Origin of the sequence: Janthinobacterium aestuarii, assembly GCF_046113285.1 — a bacterium.
GTDB lineage: Bacteria > Pseudomonadota > Gammaproteobacteria > Burkholderiales > Burkholderiaceae_D > Janthinobacterium.
In genome coordinates this window covers 2567128-2581480 of sequence record NZ_CP142524.1, presented here as the reverse complement: position 1 = coordinate 2581480, position 14353 = coordinate 2567128, and the positions used below count along the sequence as shown (strand labels likewise).

13 protein-coding genes are annotated in these 14353 nt (G+C 61.9%); 6 read left to right on the top strand and 7 right to left on the bottom strand.

Annotation, left to right across the window (positions count from 1 at the left end; all coding sequences use genetic code 11):
- Positions 1-2: 2 nt before the first annotated feature.
- The 4 genes from OX462_RS11635 (at position 3) to OX462_RS11620 (ending at position 1786) form a co-directional block, all read left to right on the top strand.
- Complete coding sequence (locus OX462_RS11635) at positions 3-710, top strand: RES family NAD+ phosphorylase (protein WP_070313585.1); 708 nt, start codon at positions 3-5, stop codon at positions 708-710.
- Between the two features lie 44 nt (positions 711-754).
- Entirely contained in the window at positions 755-1075 is a 321-nt protein-coding gene (locus tag OX462_RS11630) for a DUF2288 domain-containing protein (RefSeq protein ID WP_070219983.1), read from the top strand.
- Positions 1076-1181: 106 nt separating this feature from the next.
- Positions 1182-1454, top strand: coding sequence for a type II toxin-antitoxin system Phd/YefM family antitoxin (locus tag OX462_RS11625; protein ID WP_070313584.1), 273 nt, complete (start codon positions 1182-1184; stop codon positions 1452-1454).
- Between the two features lie 8 nt (positions 1455-1462).
- The gene (locus OX462_RS11620) at positions 1463-1786 is read left to right on the top strand and encodes a type II toxin-antitoxin system RelE/ParE family toxin (RefSeq protein ID WP_070313574.1); all 324 of its coding nucleotides are present in this window, start codon (positions 1463-1465) and stop codon (positions 1784-1786) included.
- A 46-nt stretch (positions 1787-1832) separates the two neighbouring features.
- On the opposite strand, the gene OX462_RS11615 is transcribed toward OX462_RS11620, so the two are convergent.
- The 4 genes from OX462_RS11615 to OX462_RS11600 form a co-directional block, all read right to left on the bottom strand.
- Positions 1833-2555, bottom strand: coding sequence for an ABC transporter ATP-binding protein (locus OX462_RS11615; RefSeq protein ID WP_099410178.1), 723 nt, complete (start codon positions 2553-2555; stop codon positions 1833-1835).
- 10 nt (positions 2556-2565) lie between these two features.
- The gene (locus OX462_RS11610; RefSeq protein WP_099410177.1) at positions 2566-4509 is read right to left on the bottom strand and encodes a branched-chain amino acid ABC transporter ATP-binding protein/permease; all 1944 of its coding nucleotides are present in this window, start codon (positions 4507-4509) and stop codon (positions 2566-2568) included.
- 7 nt (positions 4510-4516) lie between these two features.
- Positions 4517-5407: a branched-chain amino acid ABC transporter permease gene (locus OX462_RS11605; RefSeq protein ID WP_010398938.1), complete on the bottom strand. Its 891-nt coding sequence runs from the start codon at positions 5405-5407 to the stop codon at positions 4517-4519.
- Positions 5408-5492: 85 nt separating this feature from the next.
- Positions 5493-6650, bottom strand: a complete 1158-nt coding sequence (locus tag OX462_RS11600) for an ABC transporter substrate-binding protein (RefSeq protein ID WP_070219975.1) — start codon at positions 6648-6650, stop codon at positions 5493-5495.
- Between the two features lie 366 nt (positions 6651-7016).
- On the opposite strand from OX462_RS11600, the gene OX462_RS11595 reads away from it, so the two are divergent.
- Both OX462_RS11595 and OX462_RS11590 read left to right on the top strand, forming a co-directional pair.
- Positions 7017-7925, top strand: a complete 909-nt coding sequence (locus OX462_RS11595; protein WP_409028456.1) for a hypothetical protein — start codon at positions 7017-7019, stop codon at positions 7923-7925.
- Positions 7926-7949: 24 nt separating this feature from the next.
- Positions 7950-8372, top strand: a complete 423-nt coding sequence (locus OX462_RS11590; RefSeq protein WP_121669799.1) for a hypothetical protein — start codon at positions 7950-7952, stop codon at positions 8370-8372.
- A gap of 21 nt (positions 8373-8393) precedes the next feature.
- Here the strand turns inward: OX462_RS11590 and OX462_RS11585 are convergent, their stop codons facing one another.
- From OX462_RS11585 to OX462_RS11575, 3 genes are all read right to left on the bottom strand, one after another.
- A complete protein-coding gene (locus tag OX462_RS11585) occupies positions 8394-11444 on the bottom strand; it encodes a heparinase II/III domain-containing protein (RefSeq protein WP_409028455.1) in 3051 nt (1016 codons plus the stop codon).
- Positions 11445-11755: 311 nt separating this feature from the next.
- Positions 11756-12244: a tetratricopeptide repeat protein gene (locus tag OX462_RS11580; RefSeq protein WP_139143752.1), complete on the bottom strand. Its 489-nt coding sequence runs from the start codon at positions 12242-12244 to the stop codon at positions 11756-11758.
- Entirely contained in the window at positions 12241-14286 is a 2046-nt protein-coding gene (locus tag OX462_RS11575; protein ID WP_070219965.1) for a bifunctional 2',3'-cyclic-nucleotide 2'-phosphodiesterase/3'-nucleotidase, read from the bottom strand. Before OX462_RS11575 ends, OX462_RS11580 begins: the two co-directional genes overlap by 4 nt.
- Positions 14287-14353 lie beyond the last annotated feature (67 nt).

Sequence of the window (14353 nt, the reverse complement as noted above, 5' to 3'; positions counted from 1 at the left end):
TCGTGCCGGCCGCCCCGCATGCCCACCTGCCGCCGCTGGCCGCCTTGCGCCAGATCGACACCTGCCGCCTGATCCCGTCGCGCTTCGCCGACATGGAGGATTCCGTGCTGGCACCGCTGGCCGAAGACGACGACCACCTGCGCGAGCTGTTCGAGCTCGATAACGCCACCAACGCGCGCCTGGTGGCCGAGTACGGCGGCGCGCCAGGAATTGGCGTGGACGAGCTGGTTTTTGGCGTGCCGCACTTTCGCATCATCAACGCCGCCTACACGTATGCCCGCCCGGAAGGGGCGCGTTTCAACGATGGCGAACGGGGCGCCTGGTATTGCGCCTTCGACATGAAAACGGCGCTGGCCGAGATCATTTTCCACAAGACCGTGGAATACCAGGAAATCGACTATTTCGACGACAGCGTCAGCTACCAGTCGCTACTGGCCGATTTTTCCGCCAGCTTCCACGACCTGCGCGGCCAGGAGCGCTACCAGGCTTGCCTGGACCCGGCCAGCTACATCGCCTCGCAAGACCTGGCCGCCATCCTGCTCGAGGCCGGTTCTATGGGCGTCATCTTCCCCAGCGTCCGGCACGCCAGCGGCACCAACCTGGCCTGCTTCCGCCCTGCCCTGGTGGGCAATGTTCGCAAAGGCGTCGCCTATCGGTTAACATGGCAGGGTACGCCGACGCCGCAGGTGGAAGCCTTGCCAGGCAAATAAACCGCGCGCATCGGCATCCGACTCACCGAACATTGATATTTCGCATGCAAACCAATCCTGAAAAAGACACCGAACTGCGCCTCAAAGTAAACAGCGAAACGGCCCGCCTGGCCTGGAGCGAACTGGAAAAGCACTTCGCCCAAGGCAATGTCGTCTGGATCGCCAACGAGCTGGACCTGGTCGAAGTGGCCGTGCGCATCTCGCACGACGACAAGGCCACCATCACGCAATGGATGGTCGACGGCAAGGTCGCCAAGGTCTCGGACCAGCAGGCGCTGGACTGGCAGGCGGCCGATGCGTCCCTGTGGGCCGTCGTCGTCAGCCCGTTCATTCTGGTGCAGCAGGAAAAGCCCACCAAACACTGATGCCTGCAGGCTGCGCTCGACGTAGGGAAAATGCGCAGTCAACTAAATTTGGCACTTAATTTAGTTATCCAATGCTACCATTGGTCTGCAACTTGTGGAGGACGGCATGAACTTTCTAAATATTCAACCAATTAGCTACTTGAAGACGAACACCAGCGACGTGGTCAAACAGGTGCTTGAGACGCATGACCCGGTAGCCATCACGGTGAACGGCAGAGTTCAGGCAATTGTTCAAGACCCTGTCAGCTATCAAAAGACTCAAGATCAGCTTGCCATGCTCCGCATCCTTGCTCTCGGCCGCAAGCAGATTGAGGAAGGTAAAATCATTGATCATGATGACGTTGTGGCCCTTCTGGAAGCTGAAGACGACGACAATTGATTACACAAATGAAAATCATTTGGACGCAGTACGCCTTGAACGATTTGCAAGACATTCGCTCCTACCTGAAGCAGAACGAATCCCTGGCTTTTGCCAGGAAGGTGACGCAAGCGATTCTGGCTGAAGTCAATTCTCTCAAAGATTGGAACATAAAAGGCAGCTTTGTTCCTGAACTTGAAGATCTTCATTTGACGACTCACCGCCAACTGTTGGCCGGCCAGCATCGCATCCTTATCGAGTATGGACATAACGACATCATTTATGTCCATATGATTGCCCATACCAGCCGTGACCTGGAAGCATTGATACGCCGTCGCCTACTCACTGCGTAATGCGGAGCATGTGACAATGCGCAGCAAGCGCATTGTCAAGCCAGCTTCAGTGCCCGCCGCCCAGGTAGGCAGCAATCACCTTCGGGTCGGTTTTCAGGCTCTCGGCCGGCCCGTGCACGGAAATGCTGCCGTTTTCCAGCACGTAGCCGTAATCGGCCACGTTCAGGGCGGCGGCGGCGAATTGCTCGACCAGCAGCATGGTCACGCCTTCGGCCTTCAAGCGCGTGATGATGCGGAAGACTTCCTCCACCAGGATCGGCGCCAGGCCCATCGACGGCTCGTCCAGCAGGATCACTTCGGGGTTCAGCATCACGGCGCGGGCCATGGCCAGCATCTGCTGCTCGCCGCCCGACAAGGTGCCGGCCAGCTGGTCGCGCCGTTCCTTCAGGCGGGGAAACAGTTCCAGGGCCTTGTCCAAATCTCCCTTGATGTCGCCTTTCGGGCGCGCGCGCGTAAAGCGGGGGAAGGCGCCCAGCAGCAGGTTGTCCGTCACCGACATCGAGGCGAACACGCGCCGCCCTTCCGGCGAATGGGCCAGGCCGGCGCGCGCGATGCGGTGCGAGTCGAGCCCCGTGACATCCTTGCCGCCCAGGGTGACGGTACCGGATTTGGGTTTGAGCATGCCGGAAATGGCGCGCATGGTGGTGGTCTTGCCGGCGCCGTTCGAGCCGATCAGGGTCACCAGCTTGCCCTTCGGGACTTCGAGCGAAATCCCGTGCAGGACTTCGACTTTGCCGTAGGCGGCGTGCAGATTGTTAATGGTCAGCATGGTCTTCCTCTCAGTGCGCCGCAGGGCTCAGGGTGTCGGCGCTGCCGCCCAAATAGGCTTCGATCACTTTCGGATCGCTTTGGACCAGCGCGGGTGCGCCTTCGGCGATCTTCTGGCCGAAGTCCAGCACCGTCACCACGTCCGACAGGGCCATCACCACGTCCATGTGGTGCTCGATCAGGATGATGGTGATGCCGTGCTCGCGTATCTTGCGGATGATGGCCATCAGTTCCTTGATGTCGGGCGCCGTCAGGCCTGCCGCCGGCTCGTCGAGCAGCAGCAGACGGGGGTTGAGGCCCAGCGCGCGGCCGATTTCCAGCAAGCGCTGCTTGCCATAAGGCAGATTGCGCGCCTCTTCGTTGGCCAGGTCCGCCAGGCCCACGAACTCGAGGATGCTGGCCGCCCGCTCGCGCGCCGCCGTCTCTTCGCGCTTGTAGCGCGGCGTATGCAGCATCACGTCCAGCACATTCGACTTGAACGTATTGTGCAAGCCCACCAGCACGTTCTCGGTGGCCGTCATCTCGCCGAACAGCTGCACATTCTGAAAGGTGCGCGCCACGCCGCCCAGCGCGATTTCGGACGGCGTACGGCCGGAAATGACGGCGCCCGCAAATTCCACCTTGCCCGCCGTCGGCTTGTAGATCCCCGTGAGCACGTTCATCATCGTGCTCTTGCCCGAGCCGTTCGGCCCGATCAAGCCGTGCACGGAGCCCTGCGTGACGTTCAAGTCCACCTGGTTCAGCGCTTTCAGGCCGCCGAACTGCATCAGCGCCTGGTCCACGCGCAGCAGGGTCGCGCCCTGCTGCCCGCCCTGGGCGTGGTCGAACGGCGCCACGCCGTGCGAAGCGACGGCCTGCACATGGCGCCGGCCCTTGCCGATAAAGCTCATCAAAAAGCCCACGATGCCGTCCTGCAGGTAGTACACGACAAACAAGGTCATCAGGCCGAAGATGGTCAAACGCCAGTCGACCATGTTTTCCAGCTTGTAGGAAAACGCGGCCAGGCCGATGGTGGCGGCCAGGGGCACGAGCACGCCGCGCACGGTGGAGCGTTTTTTCGCCAGCATGAAGGCGGAGCCGATCACGCCCAGCACGGCGGCGGACACAGCGATCTTGCGGAACAATTCGATGTCCGACAAGAGGCTGGGCAGCATGACGACGATCAGGGCACCGATCAGCGCGCCCGAACGCGTCTTGCGTCCGCCCATGATGACGGCCAGCAGGAACAGGATCGTCAGCTCGAAGTTGTAGGTATTCGGCGAAATATACTCTTCCGAATACGCATACAGGCTGCCGGCCAGGCCCGCGAAACCGGCGCTGATGACGAACGCATACACCTTGTAGCGATACACGGACACGCCCATGCAGTCCGAGGCGATGGGACTGTCGCGCAGCGCTTCGAACGCGCGGCCCAGGTTCGACTTCAGGATGCGGTGCACCACCACCAGCGAGATCACCAGCAGCGCGGCGACCATGTAGTAGTACTCCACTTCCGTCAGCTTGTGGCCGAACAGGACGGGCTTGTGGATCTTGATGCCCATCGGCCCTTCCGTCAGGAAGCTCATCTCGTTGATCAGGATTTGCACGATGGTGCCGAAGGCCAGGGTCACCATGGCCAGGTAGGGCCCCGTCACGCGCAGGGCCGGCAAGGCCAGGATGGCGCCAAACAGGGCCGCGCCCGCGATACTGGCGGGGATGGCCAGCCAGAACGGCGCGCCCAGCTTGAACACCAGCACGCCCGTGGCATATGAACCGATGCCGAACAGGCCCGCGTGACCGAGCGACACCTGCCCCGTGTAGCCGACGACGATATCGAGGCCGAACAGCAGGATGGCGTAGATCAGGATGGTCTCGGCCAGGTGGATATAGTAGGGGTTCGGGATAACGATGGGGAACAGCGCGAGCGCGGCCAGGCCCGCCGCGCTCAGCGCCAGCATGGTGATTTTCTTGTTCATGTGGTCCTCAGACTTTCTTGATCGCGGCTTTGCCGAACAGGCCGGACGGCTTGACGGCCAGCACCAGCAGCAAGAGCAGCAGGCCGGGCACTTCCTTGTAGCCGGTGGAAATGTAGTAGCCGGTGGTCGTTTCCGCGATGCCCAGGATCAGGCCGCCGACGATGGCGCCCACGCCCGACGTCAGGCCGCCGATGATGGCCACGGCAAACGCTTTCAAGCCCAGCGAGGCGCCCATGGTGGCCCCCGTCAAGGTCAGCGGTGCCACCAGCACGCCCGCAAAGGCGGCCGTGGCCGACGACAGCGCATAGGAAAAGGTGATGACCATGCCCGTGTTGATGCCCATCAAACCGGCCGCGTCGCGGTCGTTGGCCGTCGCCACGACGGCCTTGCCGTAGATCGATTTGCGGTTGAATACTTCGACGGCCAGCATGATGGCCAGCGCGCCGACGATGACGGCCACCTGCATCTGCTGCACGTTGGCGCCAAACACCTGGAACGGCGCGGCCGACAGGGGCGACGGGAACATCAGGTCATCCTTGCCCCAGATGTTTTCCGCCACGTTCTTGAAAATGATGGCCAGCGCGATGGTCGACATGATCCAGCCGAATTCGGACTTGATCTTGATGGCGGGCCGCACGCCTATCCATTCGACGAACACGCCCTGCAAGGCGCCGAAGACGATGACGATGGGGATCATCAGCAGGTAGCTCATGTAGGGGCCGCCGTGGATGGTGCCCACCAGCGACAGGCCCACGAGCGCGCCCAGCATCAGCGATTCGCCCTGGCCGAAGTTGAGGGTGCCGGACGTGGCAAAGGTCAGCTGGTAGCCGAAGGCGATGACGGCATAGATCATGCCCAGCGCGATGCCGCTGAAGACGAGCTGCAGGAAGATTTCCATGGTGTTCCCCGAAGGATGGGAGATAAAAAAATGGCCAGTCCTGATTCCTCAAGGCTGGCCACTGCGCGGCGAAGGTCTGCCAGGCTTATTTCGCGAGGACGACTTTGCCGTCCTTGACTTCGCCGAAGACCGTCAGGTCGGCCGTGATGGCTTCATGGTTGGTCTTGCTGAACGGCTTGTTGTAGGTGGTGACGGCGCCTTCCACCTTCTCATTCAGGTTTTCCAGCGCGGCGCGCACTTTCGGACCATCCGTGCCGCCCGCCTGCTTGAAGGCGGCGGCCAGCAGGTAGATGGAATCGTAGCCTTGCGCGGCCGAGACGGCCGACGGCATGCGTCCGCCCGATGGCTTGTAGGCGGCCACATAGGCGTCGATGAAGGCCTTGCGCTTCGGCGTGCTGGCGTCCTGGATGAAGGTTTGCGGCATGCGCGTGCCATTGCCGTTCTTGCCCGCGTTGTCGATGAAGTTACCCATGGCCAGGGTCCAGCTGCCGATCAGCGGCACTTTCCAGCCCAGTTTTTCCATGCCGTTGGCGATCTGCGCCAGTTCCGGGCCGATGCCGTAGGTCAGCACGACTTCCGCCCCCGCCTGCTTGGCTTTCAGCAGCTGGGCCGTCATATCGACGTCCTTGATGTTGTATTTTTCAACGACAACGGGCTTGATGCCTTTCTTGTCGAGCGCCTTTTCCAGGTCTTCACGGCCCAGCTGGCCATAGTTGGTGGAATCGGCCAGGATCGCCACTTTCTTGAACTTGCGGTTCTCGATCGCTTCATGCACGATCATGCCGGACTGGATCGTGTCATTGGCCGCATTGCGGAAGATGTAGTTTTCCGGCTGGTCGGCGAATTGCTTGGTGACGATGGAGCCCGTCGCCACATTGTTCATGACGGGAATTTTCGCTTCCTGGTAGAAGCGCTGCGAAGCGAGGGCCACGCCCGTGTTGATGTAGCCGACCGTGGCGGCGACCTTTTCCTTGTTGATCAGTTCCTGGGCGATCTGCACGCCGCGTTCGTTCTTCGCTTCGTCATCGCGCTCGATCAGCAGCAAGGAACGGCCCAGTACGCCACCCTTGGCATTGATTTCCGCGACGGCCAGCTTGACGCCGTCGCGCATCGACACGCCCATCGGCGCGGAACCGCCCGTAAACGGTCCGGACACGCCGATCTTGATGGGGTCGGCTGCGACTGCCGCCTGCGAGAAACCCAAAACCAAACTTGCCACGAGCAATTTCTGTTTCAAATTCATTGTCATCTCCTCTGCTACAACGTTTTAAATGCCACTTATTTTTATTGTCGTACGCTGGATAACCGCCCCATCGATAAATCATTGTAGGTGAGTAAACATGCACCAGCAACAACTACATATGACGCGTCGCAACATGCAGAAAAGAGCCAATTGCTGGCCCGATGTCAGTCTTTTGTAAGGAAAATATGAGGCAAATTGGAACACACTGCACCATTTGGCAACGGTGCTGCCACCGATGCGGGGCCGCCAGGCGACTTCACAGCGAGCTGATCTGACGCAATACCGCCATTGCTCAGCATGCTAACGTCGGCTATGCCAGCGCGTGTGCGCCGGCCCCGTCAGCCACTGCTACCGCATGGAGGCCATATGCAGCGCCCGTCGAACTCGTCCATTTCCACCCTGCTTCTTTGCGCCAGCGCCAGCCTGCTGCTGGGCGGCTGCGCCGCCAACCTGGCGCCCGTGCGCAGCTTCGCCGAACAGACGCAAAAGGTGTCGCTGCACTTCGAACCCATGCTGGCAGGCGGCGTCCGCAGCTGCATGGACAAGGCCATGCGCAAGCGTCTGATCCTGGCCGAGCGTTTCGATGCGCAAGCGAGCGAACAGGCGGCGCGCGCCGATTGCGCCGCGATCGCGCAAGCCAGCGCGTCGATCGCCAGCCTGAACGACGTCCTGCTGCGCTATGCCCAGACCATGGCGGCGCTGGCCGATGACAAGCTGCCCGTCTACAAGGAAGAGTTTTCCGGCCTGGGCGATGCGCTGGGCGGTCTCGCGCAGCCGGGCGCCGGCGCGCCCCTGCTCGATGCGGACAAGCTGGCCAAGGTCGTCAAACTGAGCGAGCATCTGAGCCGGCTGGCCACGCAGCGCCGGCAGAAATCGGCCTTGCGCGAATTGCTCGACGAGCAGGAAGCCGTCGATATCGTCAGCAATGCGCTCAAGGAGTATGCGCAACGCAGTTACCGGGCCGGCTTGCAGGATGAATTGCGCGACCTGGATCTGCTGCGCGGCGCCGTCGATAACGCCGCGCCGCGCGAACCGCTGGCCGCCAACTACATCCGCACGCGCTTGCACCTGGAAGGCCGGCAGTTGCAGGAAAGGGAAAAGATCGTCGCCGCGTATGTCGCCGCCGTCGACGCGCTGCAAGCAAGCGTGGCCGCGCTGCGGGCCAATTTCGACCGCCTGCAGGCGCCGGAACTGGAGCGGCAGCTGGCGCAATTTTCACGCGACGTCGACACGCTGCAGCGGCAAGCGGCGTTCTATGCCCCCGCCCGCTGGTAAGCGGCGCGCACACAGGAGTATCCCATGGCCCCACTGACCGAACTGAGCGAACTGACGAAAGACCAAAGCTACGCCATCGCCGACAACCTGGCGCAGGCGTCGAGCCTGGTGCTGGAATTGCGCATCCGCGAACGCGAGGCGCTGGCGCCGGACGAGCGCGCGCTGCTGGAACAATATGAAAATCACCTGGACCAGATGGTCGCGCTGTTCCGTGCGTATGGCATTTACCTGACGGCCGAAGGCGCCGAGCAGGCGCGCGTCGACATCGAGGGCGCCATCGCCAAGGGCAAGTCGCAGCTCAAGCGCATCGCCGACATCAAGGCGGCCATCGGCACGGCGGCACGGCTGGTCGACCTGGGCGCCGCCATTTTGTCGCGCGACCCGTTCGCCATCGGCGAGGCGGCGGCCAGCTTGCGGGCCAAGCCTAAAAAAGACGCTCAGGCTTGACCCGGCCGCCAGGCAAGCGGCTTACTCGATGCTGAGCACGCCCTGGTCCGAGCTCAGATACGTTCCTGCGCCATCGGCCGCTTCGGCCAGGCTCCAGGCGTAGCCGCCGGCCGCCGGTGCCGACGTCAACGCGTATTGCGCGCCCGGTTTCAGTCCTGTCGCCAGGATGGCGCCGCCGGCTTGGGTAGAGACCCAGTCCATGCGGGCGGCGGGCGCCACGTCGCGGTTGAACAGCACATGCAGCTGACTGCCCAGCAACAGCGCCTCGGTGTTGGCCGCGGCAGCCAGGCGTATGGCGCTCGGCGCAGCGGCCGGTCCCGTGCCGCCGTCATTGTCGGCAACGGCCAGCACATGCAGGAAGTACTCGGGCGCGTTCAGGGCGGGCGCCGCGGGCGCCGCCACTTCCAGGCGCCAGGCGCCGACATCGCTGGTCGACGATTGCTGCTTGCTGACCAGCGGCGTCTGATTGCGCCACAGGTAACTGCCATCGGCCTGGCGCCGGCGCACGGTGAAGCGGCAATCGGCGCCGTTGCCGGCAACAGCACCAGTTTCGAGATCGGTCTGCGCGCAGCCATTGCCCCCCTCCTGCGCACCGCCCACCTTGCGCACGCTGGCATTGAGCGGCAGGATCGTCTGCGCCGTCAGCATACCGCCGCCATTGCGAATGGTGGCGATGCGCTCCTGGCCGGCCTTGTAGCCCAGCTGGTACTGGCCATTGCCCAGCGCCGTCACGCCCGACGCGCCCGATACGGGATCATTTGCCGTGTGCAGCAGGAACGTGGCCGGCAAGGCCTGCTTGCTGCGCACGCTATCGAAGACGACAGTGACCGGCTTGCCCCAGAACGATGGCGAGCGCAGGAACAGCACATTGCGCACGAAACCGTTGGCCATATCGAGCTTGCTGGACGCATAGGCCTTGCTTGCATTGCCGCTGGTGTAGGTGTACTGCGGCGTATTTTCGTAGCGGACGATGCCGTCGAGCGCATTCGGTCCCGCAGGGCTGATTTCCTCGATCGTCGGGTAGCCCTGTCTCGGCGCATAGAACCATTGGCCGCCGTCATTGCTGAATTCCCTGTCTCCGCGCGTGAACCGCTCGTTCTTGTCAAATATCAGCAGCGTATTGTGGGCAATGCTGCGCGTGTAGTAATTCCACCAGTGGCTGCTGCCATATTCTTCATACAAGCCCGTGTCGAGCAGCAGCGGAGCCTTGTAATTGAGCGAAAAACTGTTCTGGTCGAAGTGCTGGTGATTTTCCGCGATAAAGGACGTCGATTTGAATTCCAGTAACGTGGCATTCGCATAGTCCCAGCTATCACGCATCAGCACCTGGCCCGACGTCCTGAAATGGCGCGACAGTTCCAGCGATTCCAGCGGCGCCGCCGGCAGTTGAACGGGCCACAACAGCCGTTCCAGTATCAAGGCATCGTGCGCGCTGCGCGACGCCACGACATGCTCGCGATAAAACTTCCCTGCCACGCCATCGGCCGTATCCGTCACCGCGCCCAGCGCCAGCTGCCCGATCAATGTGCTGCCGAGCGGCGTTGTGAAATTGTCGCCGCTGGCGGGAAAGCTGCCGTCATGGCGCAAGCCGTAGATATACGGATAAATCAGCCTGGCTTGCCAGTCGGCCTGCAACAGGGGCGCCGTGCCCGTACTTTCCAGCGCGCTGCGCCACAGGAGCAGGCGCTCGGGAATGCTCGATACGCCATAGGCAAAGCCCATATGATGGCCGCCGTCGACCGAAATAAGAGCGCGTGCAGCAAGAAAACCCTTTTCGTAGTGCGCATACGACGTTTCAATCATCGGCAACACTTCCGGATGCTCGTCAACGATGGCCAGCAAGCCAACGGTGACATTATTGACGGCGCTGAACGGGTGGCCGCTGATATAGAAACCGGCGATGGACGGCTTCGATTCGCTGCGGTCCCACTGTTCATACACGGGCTTTTTTTTGCAATCAAAACTGGTGCTGGTGATATACAACTGCTGATAGCCGCACATCGAGACAAACAGATTCTCGTGCCCCTGGCCCGTATCGGCGGCGATCGTTTCCTTGATTCGCTGCGCCGTCAGGTCGCGGTAGCTGCCGAAACCCACGGCGTCGGGCACGGCGCGCGCGCCCGTTTCGGCAAACAGCCAGTCGTACAGGATGCCCATGGCGCCGACGCGCCCGCCCGACGACCACTCGCCGCCGGCCACGGAGGGCGTCACCAGCAGCTTGTCGAGGTAATTCAGGGCGCCATTCAGATATTTCGCATTGCCAGTCAGGCGGTAGGCCATGGCCAGCATCTGCGCAGTTTCATAAATCGTGCCGCGGCTGCCAGTGGCCACGTTGCACAGCTCCGGCACGCCGCTGGCAGGGGGAATCAGCGGGCAGGCTTGAAGCGTGCTCACCCGTCCGTCGACACGCTCCATGAAGCCGTACCAGGCCTTGTTGAGCAAAGCATCCATCGCCGGTGCTTGCCACAATTCATGGCCAGCGCCATCGAGCAAACGGAAATTGCGCATGGTTTCGTTGCGCCGCATGCCTATCCTGCTGATCTGCCCATCCGCCTTCCATTCCATCGGTGGCGTGGCGCTGGTGCCGTCGACCGTTCTCCAGCCCATGGGCACGGCAACGCCATTGACTCTCAAGTCAATTTGATGGGTCTGGCTGTTCCATGACAACTGGATGTTCGACCAGACATCGGGTTTCAAATCGATCCTGGCGACAGACAGATACTGGTCCAGTCCATTGACCTGGAAACCGACCTGGAAACCGAGGCTTTCCCCCGCCGCGCCGGCCGGGCTATCGTAGGAATCGACGTGGCGGATAAAAAAGCCGTTGCGGCTCGGACTGAATTCGCCAAAAATCGGCTGGTTGACGCTATCGAGCGGATCCTTGCGCCCGGCGAACAGCTCCAGGCTGATGCTGCCGCCTGCGGCTGGGAATGCGGCCGGCAGATTTGGCAATTGCGGTTTCAGCGCATCGAAACTGGCTTGATTCAGGAATAGCCGCGGATGGCCTTGCTTGATCGGCGCTGGCAATTGCGCCATCGCGGTAGAGGCAAGCAGGCAAAACATGCCGAGCATGGCATGCGCCATTTTCCTCGGCAAGAACGGTATACCGCTTCGGCGATGGTGAAACATTGTTTTTTGTTGGCGAATCATTTGACTTTGCACACGGGCTCCCGGAATCATCCAGTTAATAAAAAAACCATATGCCGAATACTGCCATACAATTTTTTAAAAAAACCAATAATGACTATCAAATAACAAATTATTGAAAGAAAATATAAGCAGTCAGAATGATCACGAAGAATTAATCTTTCCGATCAAAAACAAACAATTCCTTCAACACATTCCAATTGCAACAGGCCTGCCCCAGGCAGCCGGCCATGCCCTCAAGGCTCAGGCGGACGGTGCCCCATCGCATGCGTGGCCATCTTCAGATACAGGAACGATTGCTCCTCGCTGTGCGCGTAGCCCATCTGTCCTTCGGCCAGGGCCACGGATTTCTGCTGCAGCGCTTCCGGGTATTCGAGGTCGCAGGCAGCGTCGAGCCAGTAGCGCGCCCTGGCTTCGTCGGTATCGAGCAGCATGTTCGCCACGATGAACATGGCGGGCGCCACGCCCCGCTGCGCGGCCAGTTCAAGCCAGCGCAGCGCGGCGGCACCGTCCTGCGGCCCGCCCATGCCGTTCTTGTGCATCAATCCCAGGTAGTACGCGGCGGGACCGCTGCCCTGCCCCGCCTCGCGTTCGAACAGGATGCGCGCCTGCGGCTGGGCCGCGACTCCCGCGCGCATCAGGGTCTTGGCCTGGGCCGTCAGGTCCGGTGCCGCCGATGCCAGCGGCGATACGGCCAGGGCGATGGCACACAACCATGCCTTCACTTCGACAGGTCCACTTGATACAGCGCAAAGCCCTTGCCCGCACCATCGTCAGCTTTCAGCTGCGTCACGTTGTCGATGCCGGCCGCTTTCGCCAGGTCGATCACGCCCGGCGCGGAATGGAACACCACAGGGCCTTTCGTGGCAGCTTTGGCGAAGCGCCAGCTGCGCGCCGAACCGTTTTTTGCGCGCGTCAGGTTTTTCTGCTGCGTGACGTAGGCAATCAAGAGTTCGCGGTTGTTATCGGGCGAGGCCACCACCGTCTTGCTGCCGTCGAGGCCAGGGAAATTGCCGCCGCCGCTGGCGCGGTAGTTGTTCGTCGCGATCAGGAATTCCTGCGCCGCGTCCACAGGTTTACCCTTGTAGGTCAGCGCCTTGATACGCCGGCCCGGCGGCTGCGTGACGTCGATCTGGTAGCGCACGTCGGCGCTGGTGATGGCGTCAAAGTTGTAGCTCGGGTGGGCGGTGTTGACCAGCTCCTGTGCTTCCAGCTTATTCGGGTCGATGGTATTGAAGCGCTGCGCCGACTGCTCCAGCCAGGCTTTCAGCTCCGCGCCATTCATCTTCACGCCGTACAGCGCGTTCGGATACAAATACAGGTCGGCCGCATTGTTCAGCGCCACATTGCCCGCCTTCACGTCCGTGTAGTCGGATACGCCGGCCGAGCCGCTCTTGAACGGCGACGACATCGACAGCACGGGCAAGTGCGCGTACTGCGGCAGGTTCGCCTTCACATACGCGGCCAGATAGCTCGATTGCGCCTGGTTCACGACCTCGATGGCGCTCACGTCCCCCACGTCGGCGAAATACGTCGACATACGGAAGTCCGTGGCGCCGACCGGTGTCTGCACGTAGGCGATCGTCGCCGCATGCTCCTTGGCCACCAGTGTGGCGATGGCCGCATCGGGAGTGACATAACTCTTGTCCGCGTTCTGGATGCCGCGCGCTTCCACCGTCGTGGCGCTCTTGTCGACCACCCACTGCTTGCCGTCGTGGCGCAGGCGCAAGCCGATCACGCCCAGGTGCTTGCCCCACAAATTGGCCATCACGGTGGGCACGCCGTTGACCAATCCTTTGACCTTGTCGACGCCGGGCAAATTAAACTGCGGCACCGTGCTGGCGGCGTTCGGGAACAGCTGGTGCGAATGGCCGATCAGCATGGCGTCCACGCCCGGCACTTGCGACAGGTAGTAATTGCCGTTTTCCATGGTCGGCGAGTACGGGCTGTCATCGAGGCCGCCGTGCGAGATCGCCACCACCAGTTCGGCGCCATTCGCGCGCATCTCGGGAATGAATTTTTCCGCCGTCTCGCGCACGCCCTGCGTGTAGACGCGCCCTTCCAGCCAGCGCTTGTCCCAGGCCATGATGGTGGGCGGCGCAAAGCCGATGATGCCCACCTTCACGGTGGCGGTGATGGCCTTGCCATCGGGACCGGTGGCCGTGATCTGCTTGTCGATGATGTGGTACGGCGCAAACAGGGGCTTGCCCGTCCTGGCGCTGTAGACGTTGGCCAGCACTTGCGGGAACGCGGGACCGGCGCAGCGCGGTTTGCCGGCGTCGACGCTGTCGACGTCGAAGCGGTTGCCCGTCACCTGGCTCAAAAACGCCAGGCCGTAGTTGAATTCATGGTTGCCGATGCCGCCGCCGTCCACTTTCAGCAGATTCATCGCCTTGTAGATGGCCAGGGTCTGGTCGCAAGCCAGCGGTTTTACCAGTGCCTGGTAGTCGGCCAGCGCCGTGCCCTGGATGGTGTCGCCGTTGTCGAGCAGCAGATTGTTCGGGAATTGCGCACGCGCCTGGGCGATCAGGGCCGCCGTGCGTTCCAGGCCGATCGACGGTTCCGCCTGCAGCTTGTAGTAGTCATAACTGAGCACATTCGCGTGCAAGTCCGTCGTCTCCAACAGGGCCAGGGTGGCGCTGCTGCCGGCCGGCGCGGCCGAAGGCGCCCGCGCGGGTCCCGTGGCGGCGGGCGGCAAGGCGCCGCAGCCGGCCAGCAGCAGCGGTAACAGGGCGAGACGGGGCAGTTGACGCAGGGGGTGGCGCATGAGATGTTCCTGTGGAAAGACAATATCGCCAGCATCATACGCAGCACGATAGCCATCATCAAGGCAA

What these genes read in the sequence shown, in the direction of transcription:
- OX462_RS11630 (WP_070219983.1), top strand. Translation starts at nt 755, where the DNA reads ATGCAAACCAATCCTGAAAAAGACACCGAACTGCGCCTCAAAGTAAAC.
- OX462_RS11625 (WP_070313584.1), top strand. Translation starts at nt 1,182, where the DNA reads ATGAACTTTCTAAATATTCAACCAATTAGCTACTTGAAGACGAACACC.
- OX462_RS11620 (WP_070313574.1), top strand. Translation starts at nt 1,463, where the DNA reads ATGAAAATCATTTGGACGCAGTACGCCTTGAACGATTTGCAAGACATT.
- OX462_RS11615 (WP_099410178.1), bottom strand. Translation starts at nt 2,555, where the DNA reads ATGCTGACCATTAACAATCTGCACGCCGCCTACGGCAAAGTCGAAGTC.
- OX462_RS11610 (WP_099410177.1), bottom strand. Translation starts at nt 4,509, where the DNA reads ATGAACAAGAAAATCACCATGCTGGCGCTGAGCGCGGCGGGCCTGGCC.
- OX462_RS11605 (WP_010398938.1), bottom strand. Translation starts at nt 5,407, where the DNA reads ATGGAAATCTTCCTGCAGCTCGTCTTCAGCGGCATCGCGCTGGGCATG.
- OX462_RS11600 (WP_070219975.1), bottom strand. Translation starts at nt 6,650, where the DNA reads ATGAATTTGAAACAGAAATTGCTCGTGGCAAGTTTGGTTTTGGGTTTC.
- OX462_RS11595 (WP_409028456.1), top strand. Translation starts at nt 7,017, where the DNA reads ATGCAGCGCCCGTCGAACTCGTCCATTTCCACCCTGCTTCTTTGCGCC.
- OX462_RS11590 (WP_121669799.1), top strand. Translation starts at nt 7,950, where the DNA reads ATGGCCCCACTGACCGAACTGAGCGAACTGACGAAAGACCAAAGCTAC.
- OX462_RS11585 (WP_409028455.1), bottom strand. Translation starts at nt 11,444, where the DNA reads ATGCTCGGCATGTTTTGCCTGCTTGCCTCTACCGCGATGGCGCAATTG.
- OX462_RS11575 (WP_070219965.1), bottom strand. Translation starts at nt 14,286, where the DNA reads ATGCGCCACCCCCTGCGTCAACTGCCCCGTCTCGCCCTGTTACCGCTG.